This is a genomic window from Marinicella pacifica (genome assembly GCF_014636635.1).
Taxonomy (GTDB): Bacteria; Pseudomonadota; Gammaproteobacteria; order Xanthomonadales; family Marinicellaceae; genus Marinicella; species Marinicella pacifica.
On the sequence record NZ_BMEO01000001.1, the window covers coordinates 271,417 to 288,787 of the forward strand.

Consider the following 17,371-nt stretch of genomic DNA (forward strand, 5'->3'; position numbering starts at 1 on the left):
TACTGACGAATGCTGAGAATTTATAGACGTGGTATTTCCTGCAACTGATCTTCCGCCCATATGCGCCGCATCATGGCGGCATCAATATTGCCACCGGATAACATCACCATCACCTTCTTGGGTGAGGATTGTTGTTGCAACCATTGATAAACAGCATCCATTGACATGGCACTGGCGGTTTCGATGTGTAATTTCAATAAATGCTGCAACCATTGTGTCCAATACATAATGCGTTGCTCACTGACCAACATAAAATCATCCATTTGTTTTAAGTATTCAAAGGTGATGTCGCCAATTTCATAGGTCCTGACCCCATCGGCAATCGAATCTGAGGGTGTATCCAAAGGTGTGATTTTTCCGGCCTGAATGGAACGCCAGGCATCGTTGGCGGTTTCCGGTTCCACCCCAATGACTTGCGCATTGGGCGCTAATTCTCTGGCGGCTATCCACATGCCTGATAATAATCCTCCGCCGCCACAAGGCGCAAACAGGGCATCGGGCACATCAGGCATTTGCTCAATGGCTTCGATGGTGGCAGTGCCCTGACCGGCAATCACCGCTTTGTCGTTAAACGGCGAAATCCAGAAATGCCCGGGACGTTCATTCACTTCTTTTTCTACCACGGAGACTTCCTTGATATCATCATAAAGCACCACATCGGCACCATAATCTTTTGTGGCCTGTAATTTCACTGCCGACACTGTTTTCGGCATATAAATGGTGGCCGGAATATCAAATAAACGCGCCGCCCAGGCCACCGCCTGGGCATGGTTGCCCAAAGAGCGGGCATACACCCGTTCCACACTGGACGCATTGGCCCTTAAGGAACGTACCGCGTAACAGCCACCGCGGGCTTTAAAGGCCCCGACCCGCTGTAAGTTTTCGGCTTTAAAAAAGATTTCATGGCCCAGCCAGTCATTGAGACGCCTGGACTGAAACAAAGGCGTTTCAATCACATAATCAGCAATGGCTGTTCGTGCCTGTTCAAGGTCAGAATAGTTAACCGGTTTTGACATAGGCTAATAACTGGTTGTTGGCCGGCATCGCGATATCCTTTAAAAATCGAAATCCGGCGTGGTGAAAAAGTTCATCAATCCACTCAAAATCACGTATGCCCTGATGATCTGCCGTGGCTTTTAATTGCCCATCAAAATCTCGATTTGACACGCTGGTAAAGTTGCCACCATATTTAAACGGCCCATAGACCACAAAACGGGCTTCTTTTGTCATGTTCTCACCGGCCTGCTGAATAAGTTTCGCCACCAATTCAGACGGCATAATATGAAAGGTATTGGCGGTATAGACAATATCGGCCTGTCCCGATTCCACAGGCCAGTCACTGTCACCCACCCGAAAGACACGGGGTGACTGAATACGTTCACAATCTGCTTGTTGCCGCCAGCGCTCAATGCCTGCTAATTTGTCCCTGGTATCCGTCGGGTACCATAATAAGCCGGTCAGCTGCGGTGCCATAAAAGCCGCATGCTGTCCGGTGCCGGCACCGATTTCCAACAGCACACCATCATCTGATTTAATGAGCTTTTTAAGTTCTGCCCATATCGGTTCCCGATTACGTTCACAGGCAGGTGAAAAAGCGGCTTTTGTTGACATAGGTTAAATCATCTCATTGAGCGTTCATGTTATTATATACAATCTAAATGTTGAACCCCATGCACCATGTCAAACATCGACGAATTAATTCAAAAACAGATAGATTTAGAGACCAGAATGGCTTTTTTAGAAGACACCGTGGACTCTTTAAACACGACTGTTTATCGTCAGAATGAACAACTGACTCAGTTAAAACAACATAATAGCCAGTTAAAAGATCAGCTGAAACAAGTCCACGAAGCCATTGAAGCCGCTCCTCAGGACGAAACACCGCCCCATTATTAAGAATATTATGAATAAAGACCTTACCACCCACCAGGTTATTAACCAGCCCCAACCGCTTTGCAACTATAACAGTTACCAGAGTGATGTCGCCTTACAACAAATCTGTGCCCGCTTTAACGGCGATTGGGGCCAAGACAGCCTGGTTAAATTAGGCGGCCTGTTAGGACAAGCCGAATGGATTGAAAAAGGTGATGTGGCCAATAAAGTCACACCGGAATTTTATTCTCACGACCCTTACGGGCGACGTATCGATGAAGTCCGTTATCACCCGGCTTATCATGAACTCATGGCTTTGGCCTGTGACTATGATATTCCCTCATTGCCGTGGAAAAACTCACAACCCGGCAGTCATGTGGTGCGCATGGCCCGCAATTATCTGTATAACCAGAACGAAGCCGGCAGTGCCTGTCCCCTAACCATGACCTTCGCCTGTGTGCCCAGTATTAATCACAACAAAGCACTGGCAAAACACTGGTTACCGAAAATCCTCAACAGCCAATACGATGGTCGTAACCTTCCCTTAGCGGATAAAAACGCCGCCACTGTTGGTATGGCCATGACCGAAAAACAAGGCGGCACCGATGTCCGCGCCAACACCTCGCAAGCCAAACATGTCGGTTCAGATGAACTGGGTGAACGTTATCTGTTAACTGGCCACAAATGGTTTTGCTCGGCGCCCATGAGTGATGCCTTTTTAACCCTGGCACAAACTGAGGCCGGCTTAAGTTGCTTTCTGATGCCGCGTTGGCGTTATGACGGTGAGAAAAACAATACTCACATTCAGCGCCTGAAAGATAAAATGGGCAACCGCTCCAATGCCTCGGCAGAAATTGAATTTGCCGGCGCCGAAGCCCATTTAATCGGCGAACCCGGCAAAGGTGTGCGCACCATTATCGAGATGGTGGCCATGACCCGATATGACTGCATGATTGGCTCCTCAGCGCTGATGCGTCAGGCGACCGTGCAAGTCTTACACCATATCACGCAGCGAGAAGTTTTTGGTGAGTTGTTAATTGACCAGCCTTTGATGCAAAATGTCGTTGCCGATTTATGTCTGGAATCAGAAGCCGCCCTGGCACTGACCGCACGGGTGGCGCACGCTTTAGACCACCAGGATCAACAACATGAACGCGATTTAGTCCGCTTACTCACTGCGGTCGGTAAATACTGGATATGTAAACGTGCCTCGATGCACATTGGCGAAGCCCAGGAATGCTTAGGTGGTATCGGCTATGTGGAAGAATTACCACTGGCGCGCCTCTATCGAGAAGCCCCGGTGAATTCTATCTGGGAAGGCAGCGGCAACGTCCAGTGCCTCGATGTCATCCGTGCCATTCACAAACAACCTGATTGTTATCAGTCCTATCTCAAAGAATTAGATAAATCCCGTGGTGGTCATACTTTATTTGATCGGGCCGTCGATGAGCTTCAAGCTTTAACAGGCAATGACTTTACTCAGGTATCAGCCCGTTTTTATGTGGAAAAAATGGCCAAAGCCATGCAAGCTGCACAACTCATTCAAATGGGCAATAATTTAGTCAGTGATACGTATTGCCAAGCCCGACTGGCTTCGGGTTCAGGGCTTTGTTTTGGCCAGTTACCCGAGCAGATAGATTTCAAAGCCATTTTAAGCCGGTCTTTTGACCCAGTCTGATAATAATGAGTTATTTATCGTATAATCCACGCCATGAATATAACAGATCAACAAATCAAAACACTGGCACAGCGCAGCAAGCAACAATGCGAATTATGTCGTTCAGAAGACAAATTGTCCGCTTACTTAGTTTCACCCAAAGAAGGCAACGAAATCAGCGACTATGTCTATGCCTGTGAACAATGCCAGTTACAGATCAATAACCCCGAAACACTGGATGTTAATCACTGGCATGGCCTGAACGAAAGCATCTGGAGCGAAGTTTCCGCTGTTAAAGTCCTTTCCTGGCGGGTTTTAAACCACCTGCAAAGAAATCATGGCCCACAAGATTTACTCGACATGATCTACTTCACCGATGAAGAACTCAGCTGGGCCAAAGACGGCTTCAGCACCGGTGATTCGACCGCAGAAGAAGACGAAGAGAAACACCGCGACAGCAACGGCGATGTGTTATCAGACGGTGATGATGTCTTTTTAATCAAAGACCTGAAAGTCAAAGGTGCCGGCTTCACCGCCAAACAAGGCACCAAAGTTAAAGGCATCTCCTTAGTCCCCAACAACCCCGCCCAAATCGAAGGCCGTGTCGAAAGCCAACGCATCGTCATTCTCACTGAGTTTGTGAAGAAACAATAGTAAACAACAGACAACTGCGACATCCTCGACCTGCCCTAAGGGGCCCTACTGTTGGTGAGCCGGTGCTTCAATCACTATCAAGTCCAATTTAGCGCGATACACCTACATCCCTGTAGGCGAGTTTCTGCAACAAACAAAGCGAAGCTTGTCTAAAAATCCACACCATGAGAACCAAACATGGGCTTCCCGGTGGCCTAAAGGACTTAGTTCTGCAACGTTAGCAGGATGCGGCAGTTGCCAAGCCCGAAAGTGTCGTTCATTTTTATGCTTTGCTTGGGTTATACCGCCCACACAAAACCAACAAAAAACCTATTAGTTATTTCGCTATCTCTTGCCTTGTCTTAATCCCTAAGGTTGTTTGATCAAATTGAATTTGTAACGGGATTTTGTCTTCTGACCAAGCGGCAATGTGAGTATGTGGATTTCTGCTGTAACCATTATTACCTACTTTCGCGACAATTTCACCGGCTTTAACCTCCTGGCCTTCTTTAACGCGTATGTCTCGCACATGAGCCAATAAAACCCGGGTATAATCTTTGTTTCGAAAGGTGATTGAACTCGCTCGTCCCGGTATCATCATGCCGGGATTATTGGTGGCTTCATTAATGTGGATAGCCTCAACAACACAATCACAGGGTGCCAGAACATCTTTGCCGAAACCAAACCAATCGGTATTTTCAAAGCCCTGATTCCTAAAAGTCCGCTGAAAAACCCTGCCTTCCACATCAACCAGTTTCTGAATAACACAATCTGTACCCAGGGCATCACCAAGCGATTTAAACTGGCCATCCCAATGCTCAGTACAAGAGAACGATTCTTTATACGGCGCATGGATTTTTATGAACCCGTTGCCCATTGCGGGTTGACAAATACTCATCAATAACAGACTAGCAAGTGTATATTTTAATTTCATTTAAGAATCAGAGATTTGCTTGATAAGAATCTTATTGCATTCGTTTAGAAGCCGTCACGTCATGTAAGCTACCTGACACATATTTATGTAGAATACTCGATACCAATGTTTGGTACGGAATACCTTCTTCCAGGGCACGTTTTTGAATGGCATCAAGAACACGGCTTGAAATACGAATATTGATACGTTTATCTTTTTTAAATGTCTGCTTTGCCATGTCTTGAATCTGCTTTTTTCGAGTAGGTGTTAGCACAGACTCAAAATCACCGGCCTCATAGGCATCAAGTAACTGCTTTTCGTCTTTATCCAGTTTTAATTTACTCATCATTATTCCTCAGGTATTGTTTCGTTGCTTTTCGACTTGGGATAATTGTTTTAAGAAAAATTGTCTCATTTGATTCTACGTACGGCACTAAGTAAGCGTAATCGGTAATAGCAACGACATAGATTCTCTGATGCGGATAGGTGGCCTGGTTAGGATGTTTTACATCATCCAGCAAACCATCTGTTTGAAGGTGAAATATAACCTCTTCGAAGGATATTTCCCTTTCTACAATGAGTTGCTGATTTTTCTTCGGGTCCCAATCGAATTGCTTCATATAAATAGATTATAACCTAATGTGTGCCTTTTGACATCATTTTTATATAACGCAATTAAACAACCAATGATTTATAGAAAATGGAATGACTGAATTAATTTAATTCATAAATAAGACTATTTCAAAGACTTAACCGCCAGTGTCAAAATCACATAGGCCCAGTCGTGGAAAATCAACTCTATGTCCATCATCAGGCCGATAAACCACAATGCCGATTCCGGCCACCGAAAGAAAATCATGACACCCAAAGCCAGTGAATTAACATCGGCCAGCCCCATTTGTCCTTTAAAGTACTAATCACAAGGTTAGGATTAAGGCGGTTATTTTATTTAAATTGTGGCTATGAATATGGGCATCGCTTCACTCTGCCCAACCTAGGATAAAAATGTGTTTCATCCGTTTCGATCCAATGTACATTCACTCAGGCAGTCCATATTTTTTTCTAATTTCTGTTACGTGCTTTGTTCTACCGGCATAACTATCACTTAAACCTTTTTCAATGGTCTCGCGAATGTATATTTCACGCATTAAGTCACCCCATGTCGAATCAGCCGGTAGTTGATCCACCATTTTATGCGCCTCATCTTTATTAATTTTTGATGTCATCTTACTTAGCCTCAATGCAGTATAAAATACCTGTTAATCTTAGCATGAACTCTGTGTGTCTGTGCAGCAGACTTTAATTAGCCAAATTTGAATCTTTTTATTAATTATTGCCAACAATCAACATCGCATCCCCATAACTAAAGAAGCGATATTTTTGCTCGATGGCGTGTTGGTAGGCTTTCATAATGTTATCGCGGCCGGCCAAGGCGGATACCAGCATTAATAAGGTAGATTCGGGGAGGTGAAAGTTGGTGAGCAGGCCGTCGATGGCTTTGAACTGATAACCGGGGTAGATAAAAATATCGGTGTCACCTGAGTAGGCTTTGAGTTCGCCGTTTTGGGCGGCGGTTTCCAGGCAGCGGACGGCGGTGGTGCCGACGGCGATGACGCGGCCGCCTTGGGCTTTGGTTTCTTTCACAGCTTTAACAACGGATTCATCGAGTTCTAACCATTCTTTATGCATTTTATGGTCTTCGATGCGCTCAACTTTGACCGGCTGAAAGGTGCCGGCACCGACATGCAAGGTGACGAAAGCACTGTTAATACCCTGCGCTTTTATTCGGTTTAAGGTTTTATCGTCAAAATGCAATCCGGCGGTGGGTGCGGCCACAGCACCGGCAGTTTGGGCATACACGGTCTGGTAACGTACACTGTCGGTTTCGGTGCTGTCACGCTGGATATAGGGCGGTAAAGGCATCACACCATGCTGTTCCATAATGGTATTAATATCACTATCCTTATCGAGCGATTCAACCAGAAAAAACATGCCCTGGCGACCCGTAACTTGCAGCACCGGTTGGTCATTAAAATAGATTTCAGTGCCTAAGGGTACCGATTTATTGGCTTTAAGTAAGGCCTTGGCTTGTTGATTATTTAATACCCGTTCAATAAAGACTTCGATTTGTCCGCCGGTTTTTTTTCGACCCGGTAAGCGTGCCGGCATGACTTTGGTGTTATTAAAGACCAGTAAATCACCGGGTTTTAGATAATCAATGATCTCTGTGAATTGACAATCAGCCACTTCCCCGGTTTCTTTATCCATCACCAGCAGACGACTTTGGCTGCGCTCAGCAATCGGCTGCTGCGCAATCAGTTCTTTCGGCAGCTCGTAATCAAAATCCTTTTTGTTCATGATGGGTTTTATTGCTCTTTTTTGACCGGGAATTGGATGGTCTGATTGAATGACTCACCTTCGTTCGTTTCATAGTTCAAGGTAATCTCAACAGTTTGCCCGATCTCAATGGCTTGTTTGGGCATCATCAGCATAATATGCAAGCCACCGGGTGCCATGGTGAGGCTTTCACCCGCCGCCATCGGTAAGGCTTTTTGCTCGCGCATTTTGAAAACACCGTCCACTTCAAGGGTCCGATGAATTTCTGTCATACCAAAGGCCTCACTGTCCGCGCCCACCAATGTAATTGTTTTTTCGCTTTCATTACTTAATGTGACGTAAGCCGCGAGCATATTGGCATTGGGTGGGCCGGCACGTAACCAGGCATTATCCACTGTGGGAACAAGATCTGAGGCTTGTGCAGACAACATCAGTAAACTTAATACGAATACATACACTACTTTCATAATTCTCTCGCAATTTTAGATAAATTTTCAGCATGCTGTTGTGCCACATCCTGTTCAACAGCTTCCACCATAATACGTAGTTTTGGTTCTGTACCCGAGGGTCTGATAAGCACCCGACCCTGGTCACCCAAGCTTTTATCCACTTCATCAGCAGCCTGATTTAAGGCATCATCAGCCGCCAGTTCTTTGGGTTCGGGGTGCTGAATATTAATCATAACCTGTGGAAATACCGGCATTTCATCGGCCAGTTCTTTTAAACTCTGACCTGATTCCATCATCACATTCAGAACCATCAATGCACTGATAATCCCATCACCGGTGGTGGCCAAATCAAGATTCAAAATATGACCTGAAGATTCACCGCCTAATATCCAATTGTTTTTATGCAGCTTCTGATGCACATAACGATCACCCACTTGTGCCCGTTCAAAAGGAATGCCCAAATCAGCAAGTGCTTTTTCCATGCCTTGATTTGACATCAGTGTACCCACAACGCCACCGTTTAAGCGATTATTCGCGTGCAGGTGTTTGGCCACCAGGAAAATCAGTTGATCTCCATTGACTTCATTGCCGGTATGATCCACCATCACCAGCCGATCACCGTCGCCATCCAGGGCAATGCCCAGATCGGCTTTGGTTTCGACGACTTTTTCCTGCAGTACCGCCACTTCGGTACTGCCGCAATCTTGATTAATGTTAAATCCGTCAGGCTTATTTCCGATAACCACCAAATCGGCACCCAGTTCAGTCAAAACCCTTGGGGCAATTTGATAAGTCGCGCCATGGGCACAATCCAGTACAATTTTATAGCCTGACAACATCAGATTATTGGCGGCATTTTTGCAGTACTCAATATACCGGCCATCGACGTCACTGAGTCGGTTGGCTTTACCCAGTTGACTTGAATCCACCATTTCCATGGGCTGATTCAGCAAGGCTTCAATGGCCAGTTCCTGTTCATCGGACAACTTCTCGCCCTGATGATTGAAAAACTTGATACCATTATCGTAATAAGGGTTGTGCGAGGCACTGATGACAATCCCGGCACTGGCATGTAAGGTTCGGGTCAGCCAGGCCACTGCCGGAGTGGGCATGGGGCCGAATAAGGTGGTGTTAATACCGGCTGAGACTAAACCGGCTTCCAGCGCCGATTCAAACAAATAACCCGACACCCGGGTATCTTTACCGATAACAATGGTTTTGCCGGGTTTGCTTTCACCCAGCACTTTGCCAACGGCATAGCCGAGTTTCAATGCAAATTCTGCGGTCATCAAAGGACCGCCGACTTTGCCGCGGATACCGTCGGTACCGAAAAATTTTTTAATCTGTTTCATTTTGAACCAAATAATGACTCATGGTTAATACATCACGGGTGGCCGCAACATCATGTACCCTAAAATAATCGGCACCCTGAAAGTAGGCAAACTGCGCCACAGCCAGCGAGCCTGCAAGACGCTGGTCCACCGATCGATTAAGCAAAGTCTGAAACATGGATTTACGCGATACGCCTATCATGACCGGAAAACCCATTTGCTTAAGGGTGCTGATATTCTGTATCAGCCGCATATTATGGGCCACGGTTTTACCAAAACCGATACCTGGATCCAGTATAATGCGGTCGGGATCAAGACCGGCACGCATACAGGCTTCCACCCGTTGCTCAAAAAAATCGAGCACCGTCTGCACCACATTGTCGTATTGTGGGTTGTCCTGCATGGTCGCCGGCGTACCTTGCATATGCATCAGACACACCGGCACATCATATTCAACCGCAACCTCAATGGCACCGACTGATTGCAAGGCGTGAATGTCATTAATGAAGGTGGCGCCTGCATCTAAAGCAGCCGCCATCACTTCCGAATGACGACTGTCAATCGACAATGGTATTTCAGGGTGACGTTCACGCAAAGCTTTGATTACCGGCACCACCCGGTTGATTTCTTCCTGTTGTGAGACGTCAGCCGCTCCCGGACGGGTGGATTCACCACCAATATCAATGATATCAGCACCTTCTGCAATCATGGATTCAGCGTGTATTAAAGCACTTTCATGATCGACAAATCGACCGCCGTCCGAAAAAGAATCGGGGGTGACATTGAGCACCCCCATAATGTTAAAATCCTTGTTCACGCTGTATCAGGTCTGTTCAGCAGGATCTCCGAACCCGGTTTGTTTCGGATCGGTGGTTTTCTTCGGCGGTTTAGTGCCACCATCCTCGTCATCATCACTGGCTTGCCACCCGACCGGTGGTGAAGGCTCTTTACCTTCCATAATTTCAGCGATCTGTTTGCTGTCTATGGTTTCGTACTTAATCAATGCCTGTGCCATCAAATGTAACTTATCCAGATTTTCTTTGAGGATTTTTTCAGCCCGCTTATAGTTACGGTCAATAATATCCCGAACCGCTTTATCAATTTTATCGGCGGTTGTATCAGACATATTTTTATGCTGGGTCACTTGACGACCTAAGAACACTTCACCTTCATCTTCCGAATAGGTTAAGGGCCCAAGCGCATCGGACAAACCCCATTTAGTTACCATGTTTTTCGCAATGTCGGTGGCCCGTTCAATGTCGTTGGAAGCACCGGTGGTCACCGCATCGGGACCGCCGATAATTTCTTCGGCGATACGACCGCCGTATAAAGAGGAAATTTGACTTTCCAGTGCGGTCTTACTGTAAGAATACTTGTCTTCTTCGGGTAAAAACATGGTCACACCCAACGCCCGACCACGCGGAATGATGGTGACTTTATACACCGGATCGTGTTCCGGCACCATTAAACCCACAATGGCATGCCCGGCTTCGTGGTAAGCGGTGTTGCGTTTTTCCGATTCTTTCATCACCATTGAACGGCGTTCGGCACCCATCATGATTTTATCGCGGGCCTTGTCGAACATCTCCATACTGATTTCAGTGGCATCTTCGCGGGCGGCAAATAAAGCCGCTTCATTGACTAAGTTAGCTAAATCCGCACCGGAAAAACCGGGTGTTCCACGGGCGATAATGCCGGGCTTCACATCATCGGCCAGAGGCACTTTTTTCATGTGAACTTTTAAAATGGCTTCGCGGCCCTGTATATCCGGTAACGGTACCACCACCTGACGGTCAAAACGACCGGGGCGCAACAAAGCCGGATCCAAAACATCGGGTCGATTAGTGGCTGCAATCACAATCACACCGTCATTGCCTTCAAAACCGTCCATTTCAACCAATAACTGGTTTAAGGTTTGTTCACGTTCATCATGTCCGCCACCTAAACCGGCTCCACGTTGGCGACCGACGGCATCAATTTCATCAATGAAAATAATACAGGGTGCATTTTTCTTGGCTTGTTCGAACATGTCGCGTACCCGAGAGGCACCGACACCGACAAACATTTCAACAAAATCAGATCCCGAAATACTGAAAAAAGGTACTTTCGCTTCTCCGGCAATGGCGCGTGCCAGTAAGGTTTTGCCGGTACCCGGCGGACCCACCATCAAGATACCACGGGGAATTTTACCGCCGAGTTTGTTAAATTTAGTCGGATCTTTTAAGAAATCCACCACTTCGGTGACTTCTTCTTTGGCTTCTTCTGCACCGGCCATATCGGCAAAAGTGACTTTAGCGCTTTCTTCGCTGAGTAATTTCGCTTTGGATTTACCAAAACTCATGGCACCGCCCTTTCCGCCACCACCTTGCATATGTCGCATAATCAGAAAGAACAATCCAATAAACAACAAAATCGGAAATACGGTCTCAAATATACGCCAGCCCCAGCCATCCTGCTGTGGCGCTTTGATTGAATATTTCACATCGTTCAGAATTAAGTCGTCTTCCAGATGGGGGTCATCACCGGCCTGAACCGTCAGTTGCTCACCGCTGGAGGTCACCGCAGTAATTTTACGGTGAACGGATGTTTCTGGGTCAATCACGACTTCCTCAATCTGTCCGTTTTGAACCATTTTGATGAAATCAGAATACGGTACATCTGTTTTATTGGCCGGTGGTTCGACCATACTGCCGAAAACACTCATCAGCACCATCAGGACCACGACCCACAATAATAAATTTTTGGTAATGTTATTCAAACTATGCCTCTTCGTTTACAAATTTTTAAAGCCCATGCCGATGGCAAAAACTTCCCGGGATCTCGCCCGTGAAGAATCGGGTTTAACAATCACCACCCGCTGAAAACATGCTCGCATTAACTTTAAATGTTCATCAAAGCCTTCGCCTTGAAACAATTTGACCACATGGGAACCGCCGGGTTCGAGTGACTGGCGACAAAAATCCAATGCCAGTTCAGCCAAATACATACTTTTTGGCTGATCAGTGGCGCTTACACCACTTAAATTGGGGGCCATATCGGATAAAACAAGGTTTATTTTCTGCCCGTTTAAGGTATCCAGCAGGGTCTGATAAACCGTATCATCGGTAAAGTCCCCCTGAATAAAGTGCACACCCGAAATAGGCTCAATCGCCAATAAATCCAGGCCGATGATGGTGAGTTTATCTGTGGATTTTTGCTGCACAACCTGACACCAACCACCGGGTGCTGCGCCTAAATCCACCACCGAGTCCACACCGGATAATAAATCATATTTGTCAATGATTTCAATCAGCTTATAAGCCGAACGTGCCCGATAGCCCTGTTGCTGGGATTTTTTGACGTATTCATCGGTGAAATGTTCTTGTAACCATTGATTGGAACTTTTGCTTCTGGCCATGACTTGTGCTCGGTTGCTGTTAAATGGTCTCGACTGCTGTTAAAATGGCGGATTGATTCGAATTTTAACATTGAATGGCCAACAAATCACTGAACAAAAACTCGGTTAAATACCTCAAAGGCATTGCCCATGGACTTAAACCCTACGTCACCGTGGCCGATAAAGGCATCACCGAGAACATCATCAAAGAGCTGGAAACAACACTGGATTACCACGAATTGGTTAAAATAAAAATCCGAGCGGATCGCGAACAACGGGTACAATTGATTGAGACAATCATCAAAACCACCCAAGCCACTGAAATTCAACGTATTGGCCAAACCTTAACCATTTATCGTGCCAATCCCAAAAACCCGGTATATGAACTTCCCAAATAAACGATAACCTCATGGATTTATCAGAATCAGTCACAAAACACCCCAACATCATCAAATCAGCCGCCGCTGATTATTGCGAGTTTTATCACCAGATTTACCGGCAAAGCATCATCATTCCCTGGGATGATGCGGTTGAGTCAGTTAAAATCAATGACGTGTCTTCTTTAAATACCCGCTTGATTAAAAGATTGGCCAAGTTCAATCCGGAAGTTATTTTGCTGGCCACCGGTGAGCGGATTGTGTTTCCGGACACTGAGATACTGACGCCGTTAATAAAAAACAACATTGGTTTTGAAGTGCTGGATAATCAAGCCGCAGCCCGAACCTTTAATATTCTGATGTCTGAGGATCGAAAGGTTGTGTGCTTAATGCTGATTGCTGATTAGTTTCAAATAACCATAAACTAAAAAAGCCCTCAATCCGAGGGCTTTTTTATGTGTTCGACCAAAACTGGTTATTTCTGGCGGGCTTTCAATTTGGGATTAGATTTACAAATCACAAACACTTTACCGCGGCGACGCACCACTTTACAGTCTCGCGCGCGCGTTTTGGCTGATTTTAATGATGACAGAACTTTCATAATTTACCGCTCAAACTCAAAGTGTGTCGATTATACGGATATTCAGACAAACTTCAAGAAATTATCCGTTTTGCCCATACAATTCTTGTGCCTGTCGATACATCAGCCAGGAGGTCAGAATGTATTTGTCATTTGACTCAGGTTTGTTACCCCGGTGGGTGTGGGTAAAAAATGCCGGCGCGATCACCAATGTACCTTGTTCAGGCTGTACTGCTTTTTGTTGGTGGTAGAATTCAGTCTCGCCCCCTTCAGTGACATCGTTTAAATAAAACATCCATAACAACACCCGGTGTAAGGAATCTTGAGCCGGGTCATTGGGGTGTGGATAAAATTCTGAATGGTAATAAAAATAACCACCCTTTTGACGCCGGTAATGCTGCAAATTGGTATTACCCAAACGAAAAACCACCTTAATCAGATTAGCCAATTCAGCGTCATTCATCGACTGAATGTCCGCTGCTGAAATTTGTCTGGGCCCGTCAGATGACTGAACTTGTAATGCCAGCGCGCCCACCAAAACAAACGGCCATTGCCTGACATAGCGAATCAGTCCTTCCAACACCGCCTGATGAATGGTTTGTAGCTCATGGCGCCAATCCTCTTGCTGGTTCAACATTAAATCAAGGCTGTTTTTTTTGCTTAAATCCACACCATGGCCTGTCTGACCTTGTTTGACTTCTGTGCTGGAGGAAAATTTATCGATGCAGTGATGACAAAACGCCTTTGACAGCGCATGGGGGAAAATTCCAATAAAATCAGACATGGTGCAAACCAAAAAAGACGACAGTATAGCACAAGGATTCGGATTAAAAAAAAGGCGCCAAGGGATGGCGCCTTAATCAATTCGCTGAGGAAGAGGGAGGAAAAACCTCAGCTAAGTCGTATGTGAACAGATCACATACTGAAGAAATCTTTCGATTTCTGAGGGAACAATGAAAACTCTATAAAAGTATTTTACATAGTTAAAATGAATATTATGTGAATAATCAATTCATTTAACCGTTTTGACCGCATTCATTTAAAAAGTTCAAATTATTTTCACTAATCTGTAAAATAAAACCGGAACCGATGCAATACTTTTACATGTTGGCTATTATAAGGGCGATATGAGGATTAACAACTGACTTTTATTATCGCTTTGGATAAATTATACTAATGGATTATGGCCACTCAACGTTACAAACACATCCCACCGCTGCGTGCAATTAAAGCTTTTGAGGCTTCTGCACGTTTGTTAAGTTTTACCCAAGCAGCCGACGAACTCAATGTGACTCAGGCAGCCATCAGTCATCAAATCAAAAAATTAGAGTCACTAACCGGCGTGCAACTGTTTGAGCGCATTAACCGCAGTCTAAAACTCACTTTTGAAGGTCGCATGTATTTAATCGCCATCCGTCAGGCTTTAGAAAACATCGAATCGGCCACACGTCAATTGACTAATCGAGACGCTTCAGGCACCTTAAACATTTCCGTGTTACCCTCTTTTGCCACCAAATGGCTGTCCAAAAGAATCTGGCGTTTTCAACAACAATACAAAGAATTAGATGTGCGCATTGCTTCTTTTGAATGGCTGGCTGATTTTAAAAAAGACAATTGCGATGTGGCCATTCGCTATACCAATGACGCTTCTTATCCCGGTTTAACCAGCGAATTGTTATTAAACGAAGATGTATTTCCGGTATGCAGCAAGGCTTTTTATGATGCTTTCAAAGGCCAGTTACAACCCGAAGATCTGCTTAAGGCAAAATTATGCCATGACGATTTTACAACCGAAAGCTGGAATGACTGGTTCAAAGCTGCCGGCTTAAACCCACAAGAGCCTTTGCGCGGCACCCGTTTTAGTCATATGGTCACCATGCTGGAAGCGGTGGAAAATCACCAGGGATTTGGTTTGGGTCGCACCCCTTTGGTACAGGATGATATAAACCGGGGGTTGTTGGTGGCACCCTTTGACATTAAAATTCCCGGAAAAATGGCCTATTATCTGGTTTATCCGAGCAACACCGAAAAAGACCAGAAAGTACAGATTATCCGGCAATGGCTCATGGCAGAAGTGGACACTTTTAAAAAAACCGGACTTAATTCTGTGAATTAAATTTAGCTTCAGACAGGTATTCTGCAATGTCTTTGATCAGAGACTCCAAGCCTTGACGTGCCACAGAAGATATCACGTAATAAGGTCCTTGCCAGCCAATGGCTTTTACATATTCTTCAGCCATGGCACGGGCTTCTTCAGGAACCGTTATGTCCGCTTTGGTAAATACCAACCAACGGGTTTTGTCTTGCAATTGTTCTGAAAATTTAACCAGTTCATCGCTCAACTGGTGAAACTGTTCCACCGGACTGGGCATGCCTTCATAGGCCGGTAATTCAATTAAATGCAACAGCAATCCGGTTCGTTGTAAGTGTTTCAGAAACTGAATACCCAAACCCGCACCCTCTGCGGCACCTTCAATAACACCGGGAATATCAGCCACCACAAAACTGGTTTCCGCATCAATTTTAACCACGCCCAAAGCCGGATAAAGGGTGGTGAACGGGTAATCGGCAATTTTAGGTTTGGCCTGTGAAACCGCATCCACAAAAGTTGACTTACCGGCATTAGGAAACCCCAGCAGGCCCACATCAGCAAGCACTTTCAATTCCAGCTTCAAGGTACGTTGCTGGCCTGGTTTACCGGATGTAAATTGTTTCGGGGCGCGATTGACTGAACTTTTAAAATGCATGTTCCCCAAGCCGCCGTCTCCGCCTTTGGCCACCACCAACTTTTGTTCATGTTGTGTGATGTCTGCCAGCTTTTCATCGGTTTCCAAATCATAGACTTCTGTACCGGTGGGCACCTTAATAACGATGTCTTGACCACTTTTTCCGTACTGCTGCCGGCCACGACCGGATTCGCCTTTGGGAGCTTCAAAATGTCGCTGGTGTCTGAAATCAACCAGTGTGTTTAATCCACGGTCGCCCATCAAAACCACGTCACCGCCCCGGCCGCCGTCACCGCCGTCAGGACCACCGTACGGAATAAACTTTTCACGGCGAAAGCTGGCCGAACCACTGCCACCATTGCCGGCTTTAACGGTTATTTCAACTTCATCAACAAATTTCATGGTGTTTCATCATATGTTTGGCATAAAAAAAGCCCACTGAAACAGTGAGCTTTTTAAATTTATTGTAACGTGTTTCAGTTCTGTGTTTCAACCGAAACATATTGTCTGTAGTTTTTGCCTTTTTTGGCAAATTTAACCACACCGTCTTTCAAGGCATATAATGTGTGGTCTCTGCCCACACCAACATTATCACCGGCGTGAAATTTTGTCCCACGCTGACGCACTAAAATGTTACCGGCCAAAACACTCTGACCACCATACATTTTAACGCCCAGAAACTTAGGATTCGAATCGCGACCGTTGTCTGTACTACCTGCTGCTTTCTTATGTGCCATGACTAACCCCTTATCCTATGCTTGTGATTTTTAATTCAGTAAAATTCTGACGGTGACCCATGCGTTTCATGTGGTGCTTACGTCGCTTAAATTTAATGATGCGTACTTTTTTACCGCGACCGTGAGACAACACTTCAGCCGAGACTTTTTTACCGTCCAGCAAAGGTGTGCCAATTTCAAATTTTTCGCCGTCAGACAGCATCAGCACCTGATCCAATTCCACGGTATCACCCGCTTCTGCTTTCAAGGTTTCAACTTTAATAATGTCGCCGGCTTTAACGCGGTATTGCTTGCCGCCTGTCGCTACAACTGCGTGCATGAAACTACTCCAATTCGGTTGTTCTTTCAAAGAGCGGGGATTTTACTTAACTTAATCGCTCAGG

At 45.6% G+C, this 17,371-nt stretch carries 24 protein-coding genes; 6 read left to right on the forward strand and 18 right to left on the reverse strand.

The features are described 5' to 3' along the window. Positions 1 to 20: 20 nt before the first annotated feature. Complete coding sequence (locus tag IEV16_RS01135; RefSeq protein ID WP_188363821.1) at positions 21 to 1,016, reverse strand: serine/threonine dehydratase; 996 nt, start codon at positions 1,014 to 1,016, stop codon at positions 21 to 23. Then, positions 1,000 to 1,611 carry a DUF938 domain-containing protein gene (locus IEV16_RS01140; RefSeq protein WP_188363822.1) on the reverse strand — a complete coding sequence of 204 codons (612 nt, stop codon included), beginning with the start codon at positions 1,609 to 1,611 and terminating at the stop codon, positions 1,000 to 1,002. The genes IEV16_RS01135 and IEV16_RS01140 overlap by 17 nt, the downstream gene beginning before the upstream one ends. A 66-nt stretch (positions 1,612 to 1,677) precedes the next feature. On the opposite strand from IEV16_RS01140, the gene IEV16_RS01145 reads away from it, so the two are divergent. The 3 genes from IEV16_RS01145 to IEV16_RS01155 are packed head-to-tail and all read left to right on the forward strand — an operon-like array spanning position 1,678 to position 4,183. Next, a complete protein-coding gene (locus IEV16_RS01145; RefSeq protein ID WP_188363823.1) occupies positions 1,678 to 1,896 on the forward strand; it encodes a SlyX family protein in 219 nt (72 codons plus the stop codon). Positions 1,897 to 1,903: 7 nt separating this feature from the next. Continuing rightward, complete coding sequence (locus IEV16_RS01150) at positions 1,904 to 3,550, forward strand: acyl-CoA dehydrogenase family protein (RefSeq protein WP_188363824.1); 1,647 nt, start codon at positions 1,904 to 1,906, stop codon at positions 3,548 to 3,550. A gap of 33 nt (positions 3,551 to 3,583) precedes the next feature. Then, complete coding sequence (locus IEV16_RS01155) at positions 3,584 to 4,183, forward strand: PhnA domain-containing protein (protein WP_188363825.1); 600 nt, start codon at positions 3,584 to 3,586, stop codon at positions 4,181 to 4,183. A gap of 316 nt (positions 4,184 to 4,499) precedes the next feature. Here the strand turns inward: IEV16_RS01155 and IEV16_RS01160 are convergent, their stop codons facing one another. From IEV16_RS01160 to IEV16_RS01210, 11 genes are all read right to left on the reverse strand, one after another. Further along, positions 4,500 to 5,039, reverse strand: coding sequence for a M23 family metallopeptidase (locus IEV16_RS01160; protein ID WP_188363826.1), 540 nt, complete (start codon positions 5,037 to 5,039; stop codon positions 4,500 to 4,502). Between the two features lie 88 nt (positions 5,040 to 5,127). Further along, positions 5,128 to 5,424, reverse strand: coding sequence for a CopG family antitoxin (locus IEV16_RS01165; protein WP_229728203.1), 297 nt, complete (start codon positions 5,422 to 5,424; stop codon positions 5,128 to 5,130). Further along, the gene (locus tag IEV16_RS01170) at positions 5,414 to 5,695 is read right to left on the reverse strand and encodes a BrnT family toxin (protein ID WP_188363827.1); all 282 of its coding nucleotides are present in this window, start codon (positions 5,693 to 5,695) and stop codon (positions 5,414 to 5,416) included. Before IEV16_RS01170 ends, IEV16_RS01165 begins: the two co-directional genes overlap by 11 nt. Before the next feature lie 116 nt (positions 5,696 to 5,811). Then, positions 5,812 to 5,973 (reverse strand): hypothetical protein, encoded by a 162-nt coding sequence (locus IEV16_RS01175; protein WP_188363828.1) that lies wholly within the window; start codon positions 5,971 to 5,973, stop codon positions 5,812 to 5,814. 139 nt (positions 5,974 to 6,112) lie between these two features. Then, a complete protein-coding gene (locus IEV16_RS01180; RefSeq protein ID WP_188363829.1) occupies positions 6,113 to 6,301 on the reverse strand; it encodes a hypothetical protein in 189 nt (62 codons plus the stop codon). A gap of 100 nt (positions 6,302 to 6,401) precedes the next feature. After that, a complete protein-coding gene (gene queA, locus IEV16_RS01185) occupies positions 6,402 to 7,433 on the reverse strand; it encodes a tRNA preQ1(34) S-adenosylmethionine ribosyltransferase-isomerase QueA (protein ID WP_188363830.1) in 1,032 nt (343 codons plus the stop codon). Between the two features lie 8 nt (positions 7,434 to 7,441). Then, positions 7,442 to 7,879, reverse strand: a complete 438-nt coding sequence (locus IEV16_RS01190) for a copper chaperone PCu(A)C (protein ID WP_188363831.1) — start codon at positions 7,877 to 7,879, stop codon at positions 7,442 to 7,444. Continuing rightward, the gene (glmM, locus tag IEV16_RS01195) at positions 7,876 to 9,213 is read right to left on the reverse strand and encodes a phosphoglucosamine mutase (RefSeq protein ID WP_188363832.1); all 1,338 of its coding nucleotides are present in this window, start codon (positions 9,211 to 9,213) and stop codon (positions 7,876 to 7,878) included. Before glmM ends, IEV16_RS01190 begins: the two co-directional genes overlap by 4 nt. Next, positions 9,200 to 10,009 carry a dihydropteroate synthase gene (gene folP / locus IEV16_RS01200; protein WP_229728204.1) on the reverse strand — a complete coding sequence of 270 codons (810 nt, stop codon included), beginning with the start codon at positions 10,007 to 10,009 and terminating at the stop codon, positions 9,200 to 9,202. Before folP ends, glmM begins: the two co-directional genes overlap by 14 nt. A gap of 6 nt (positions 10,010 to 10,015) precedes the next feature. After that, complete coding sequence (gene ftsH, locus IEV16_RS01205) at positions 10,016 to 11,950, reverse strand: ATP-dependent zinc metalloprotease FtsH (protein ID WP_188363833.1); 1,935 nt, start codon at positions 11,948 to 11,950, stop codon at positions 10,016 to 10,018. 15 nt (positions 11,951 to 11,965) lie between these two features. Continuing rightward, positions 11,966 to 12,589 (reverse strand): RlmE family RNA methyltransferase, encoded by a 624-nt coding sequence (locus IEV16_RS01210; RefSeq protein ID WP_188363834.1) that lies wholly within the window; start codon positions 12,587 to 12,589, stop codon positions 11,966 to 11,968. 74 nt (positions 12,590 to 12,663) lie between these two features. Here IEV16_RS01210 and IEV16_RS01215 point away from each other — a divergent pair, with 74 nt between their 5' ends. Further along, complete coding sequence (locus tag IEV16_RS01215; RefSeq protein WP_188363835.1) at positions 12,664 to 12,966, forward strand: YhbY family RNA-binding protein; 303 nt, start codon at positions 12,664 to 12,666, stop codon at positions 12,964 to 12,966. An 11-nt stretch (positions 12,967 to 12,977) separates the two neighbouring features. Then, a complete protein-coding gene (locus tag IEV16_RS01220; RefSeq protein WP_188363836.1) occupies positions 12,978 to 13,352 on the forward strand; it encodes an Mth938-like domain-containing protein in 375 nt (124 codons plus the stop codon). A gap of 68 nt (positions 13,353 to 13,420) precedes the next feature. Here IEV16_RS01220 and ykgO read toward each other — a convergent pair whose 3' ends face one another. Both ykgO and IEV16_RS01230 read right to left on the reverse strand, forming a co-directional pair. Then, positions 13,421 to 13,546 (reverse strand): type B 50S ribosomal protein L36, encoded by a 126-nt coding sequence (gene ykgO, locus IEV16_RS01225; protein WP_188363837.1) that lies wholly within the window; start codon positions 13,544 to 13,546, stop codon positions 13,421 to 13,423. Between the two features lie 61 nt (positions 13,547 to 13,607). Continuing rightward, a complete protein-coding gene (locus tag IEV16_RS01230) occupies positions 13,608 to 14,309 on the reverse strand; it encodes a 2OG-Fe(II) oxygenase (protein ID WP_188363838.1) in 702 nt (233 codons plus the stop codon). Positions 14,310 to 14,708: 399 nt separating this feature from the next. Between IEV16_RS01230 and gcvA the strand changes: the two genes are divergently transcribed. Next, a complete protein-coding gene (gene gcvA / locus IEV16_RS01235) occupies positions 14,709 to 15,641 on the forward strand; it encodes a transcriptional regulator GcvA (protein WP_188363839.1) in 933 nt (310 codons plus the stop codon). On the opposite strand, the gene cgtA is transcribed toward gcvA, so the two are convergent. From cgtA to rplU, 3 genes are all read right to left on the reverse strand, one after another. Beyond that, on the reverse strand, positions 15,625 to 16,653 hold the full coding sequence (gene cgtA / locus IEV16_RS01240) for an Obg family GTPase CgtA (RefSeq protein WP_188363840.1): 1,029 nt from the start codon (positions 16,651 to 16,653) through the stop codon (positions 15,625 to 15,627). The two genes, gcvA and cgtA, sit on opposite strands and share 17 nt — an antisense overlap. Positions 16,654 to 16,727: 74 nt before the next feature. After that, on the reverse strand, positions 16,728 to 16,988 hold the full coding sequence (gene rpmA / locus IEV16_RS01245; protein WP_188363841.1) for a 50S ribosomal protein L27: 261 nt from the start codon (positions 16,986 to 16,988) through the stop codon (positions 16,728 to 16,730). Positions 16,989 to 16,998: 10 nt separating this feature from the next. Next, entirely contained in the window at positions 16,999 to 17,307 is a 309-nt protein-coding gene (rplU, locus tag IEV16_RS01250; protein ID WP_188363842.1) for a 50S ribosomal protein L21, read from the reverse strand. Positions 17,308 to 17,371 lie beyond the last annotated feature (64 nt).

Bases quoted from the DNA above. Each gene is read 5' to 3' on its own strand.
- IEV16_RS01135 (WP_188363821.1), bottom strand. From the start codon at position 1,016: ATGTCAAAACCGGTTAACTATTCTGACCTTGAACAGGCACGAACAGCC.
- IEV16_RS01140 (WP_188363822.1), bottom strand. From the start codon at position 1,611: ATGTCAACAAAAGCCGCTTTTTCACCTGCCTGTGAACGTAATCGGGAA.
- IEV16_RS01145 (WP_188363823.1), top strand. From the start codon at position 1,678: ATGTCAAACATCGACGAATTAATTCAAAAACAGATAGATTTAGAGACC.
- IEV16_RS01150 (WP_188363824.1), top strand. From the start codon at position 1,904: ATGAATAAAGACCTTACCACCCACCAGGTTATTAACCAGCCCCAACCG.
- IEV16_RS01155 (WP_188363825.1), top strand. From the start codon at position 3,584: ATGAATATAACAGATCAACAAATCAAAACACTGGCACAGCGCAGCAAG.
- IEV16_RS01160 (WP_188363826.1), bottom strand. From the start codon at position 5,039: ATGGGCAACGGGTTCATAAAAATCCATGCGCCGTATAAAGAATCGTTC.
- IEV16_RS01165 (WP_229728203.1), bottom strand. From the start codon at position 5,424: ATGATGAGTAAATTAAAACTGGATAAAGACGAAAAGCAGTTACTTGAT.
- IEV16_RS01170 (WP_188363827.1), bottom strand. From the start codon at position 5,695: ATGAAGCAATTCGATTGGGACCCGAAGAAAAATCAGCAACTCATTGTA.
- IEV16_RS01175 (WP_188363828.1), bottom strand. From the start codon at position 5,973: ATGGGGCTGGCCGATGTTAATTCACTGGCTTTGGGTGTCATGATTTTC.
- IEV16_RS01180 (WP_188363829.1), bottom strand. From the start codon at position 6,301: ATGACATCAAAAATTAATAAAGATGAGGCGCATAAAATGGTGGATCAA.
- queA (WP_188363830.1), bottom strand. From the start codon at position 7,433: ATGAACAAAAAGGATTTTGATTACGAGCTGCCGAAAGAACTGATTGCG.
- IEV16_RS01190 (WP_188363831.1), bottom strand. From the start codon at position 7,879: ATGAAAGTAGTGTATGTATTCGTATTAAGTTTACTGATGTTGTCTGCA.
- glmM (WP_188363832.1), bottom strand. From the start codon at position 9,213: ATGAAACAGATTAAAAAATTTTTCGGTACCGACGGTATCCGCGGCAAA.
- IEV16_RS01210 (WP_188363834.1), bottom strand. From the start codon at position 12,589: ATGGCCAGAAGCAAAAGTTCCAATCAATGGTTACAAGAACATTTCACC.
- IEV16_RS01215 (WP_188363835.1), top strand. From the start codon at position 12,664: ATGGCCAACAAATCACTGAACAAAAACTCGGTTAAATACCTCAAAGGC.
- IEV16_RS01220 (WP_188363836.1), top strand. From the start codon at position 12,978: ATGGATTTATCAGAATCAGTCACAAAACACCCCAACATCATCAAATCA.
- ykgO (WP_188363837.1), bottom strand. From the start codon at position 13,546: ATGAAAGTTCTGTCATCATTAAAATCAGCCAAAACGCGCGCGCGAGAC.
- IEV16_RS01230 (WP_188363838.1), bottom strand. From the start codon at position 14,309: ATGTCTGATTTTATTGGAATTTTCCCCCATGCGCTGTCAAAGGCGTTT.
- gcvA (WP_188363839.1), top strand. From the start codon at position 14,709: ATGGCCACTCAACGTTACAAACACATCCCACCGCTGCGTGCAATTAAA.
- cgtA (WP_188363840.1), bottom strand. From the start codon at position 16,653: ATGAAATTTGTTGATGAAGTTGAAATAACCGTTAAAGCCGGCAATGGT.
- rpmA (WP_188363841.1), bottom strand. From the start codon at position 16,988: ATGGCACATAAGAAAGCAGCAGGTAGTACAGACAACGGTCGCGATTCG.
- rplU (WP_188363842.1), bottom strand. From the start codon at position 17,307: ATGCACGCAGTTGTAGCGACAGGCGGCAAGCAATACCGCGTTAAAGCC.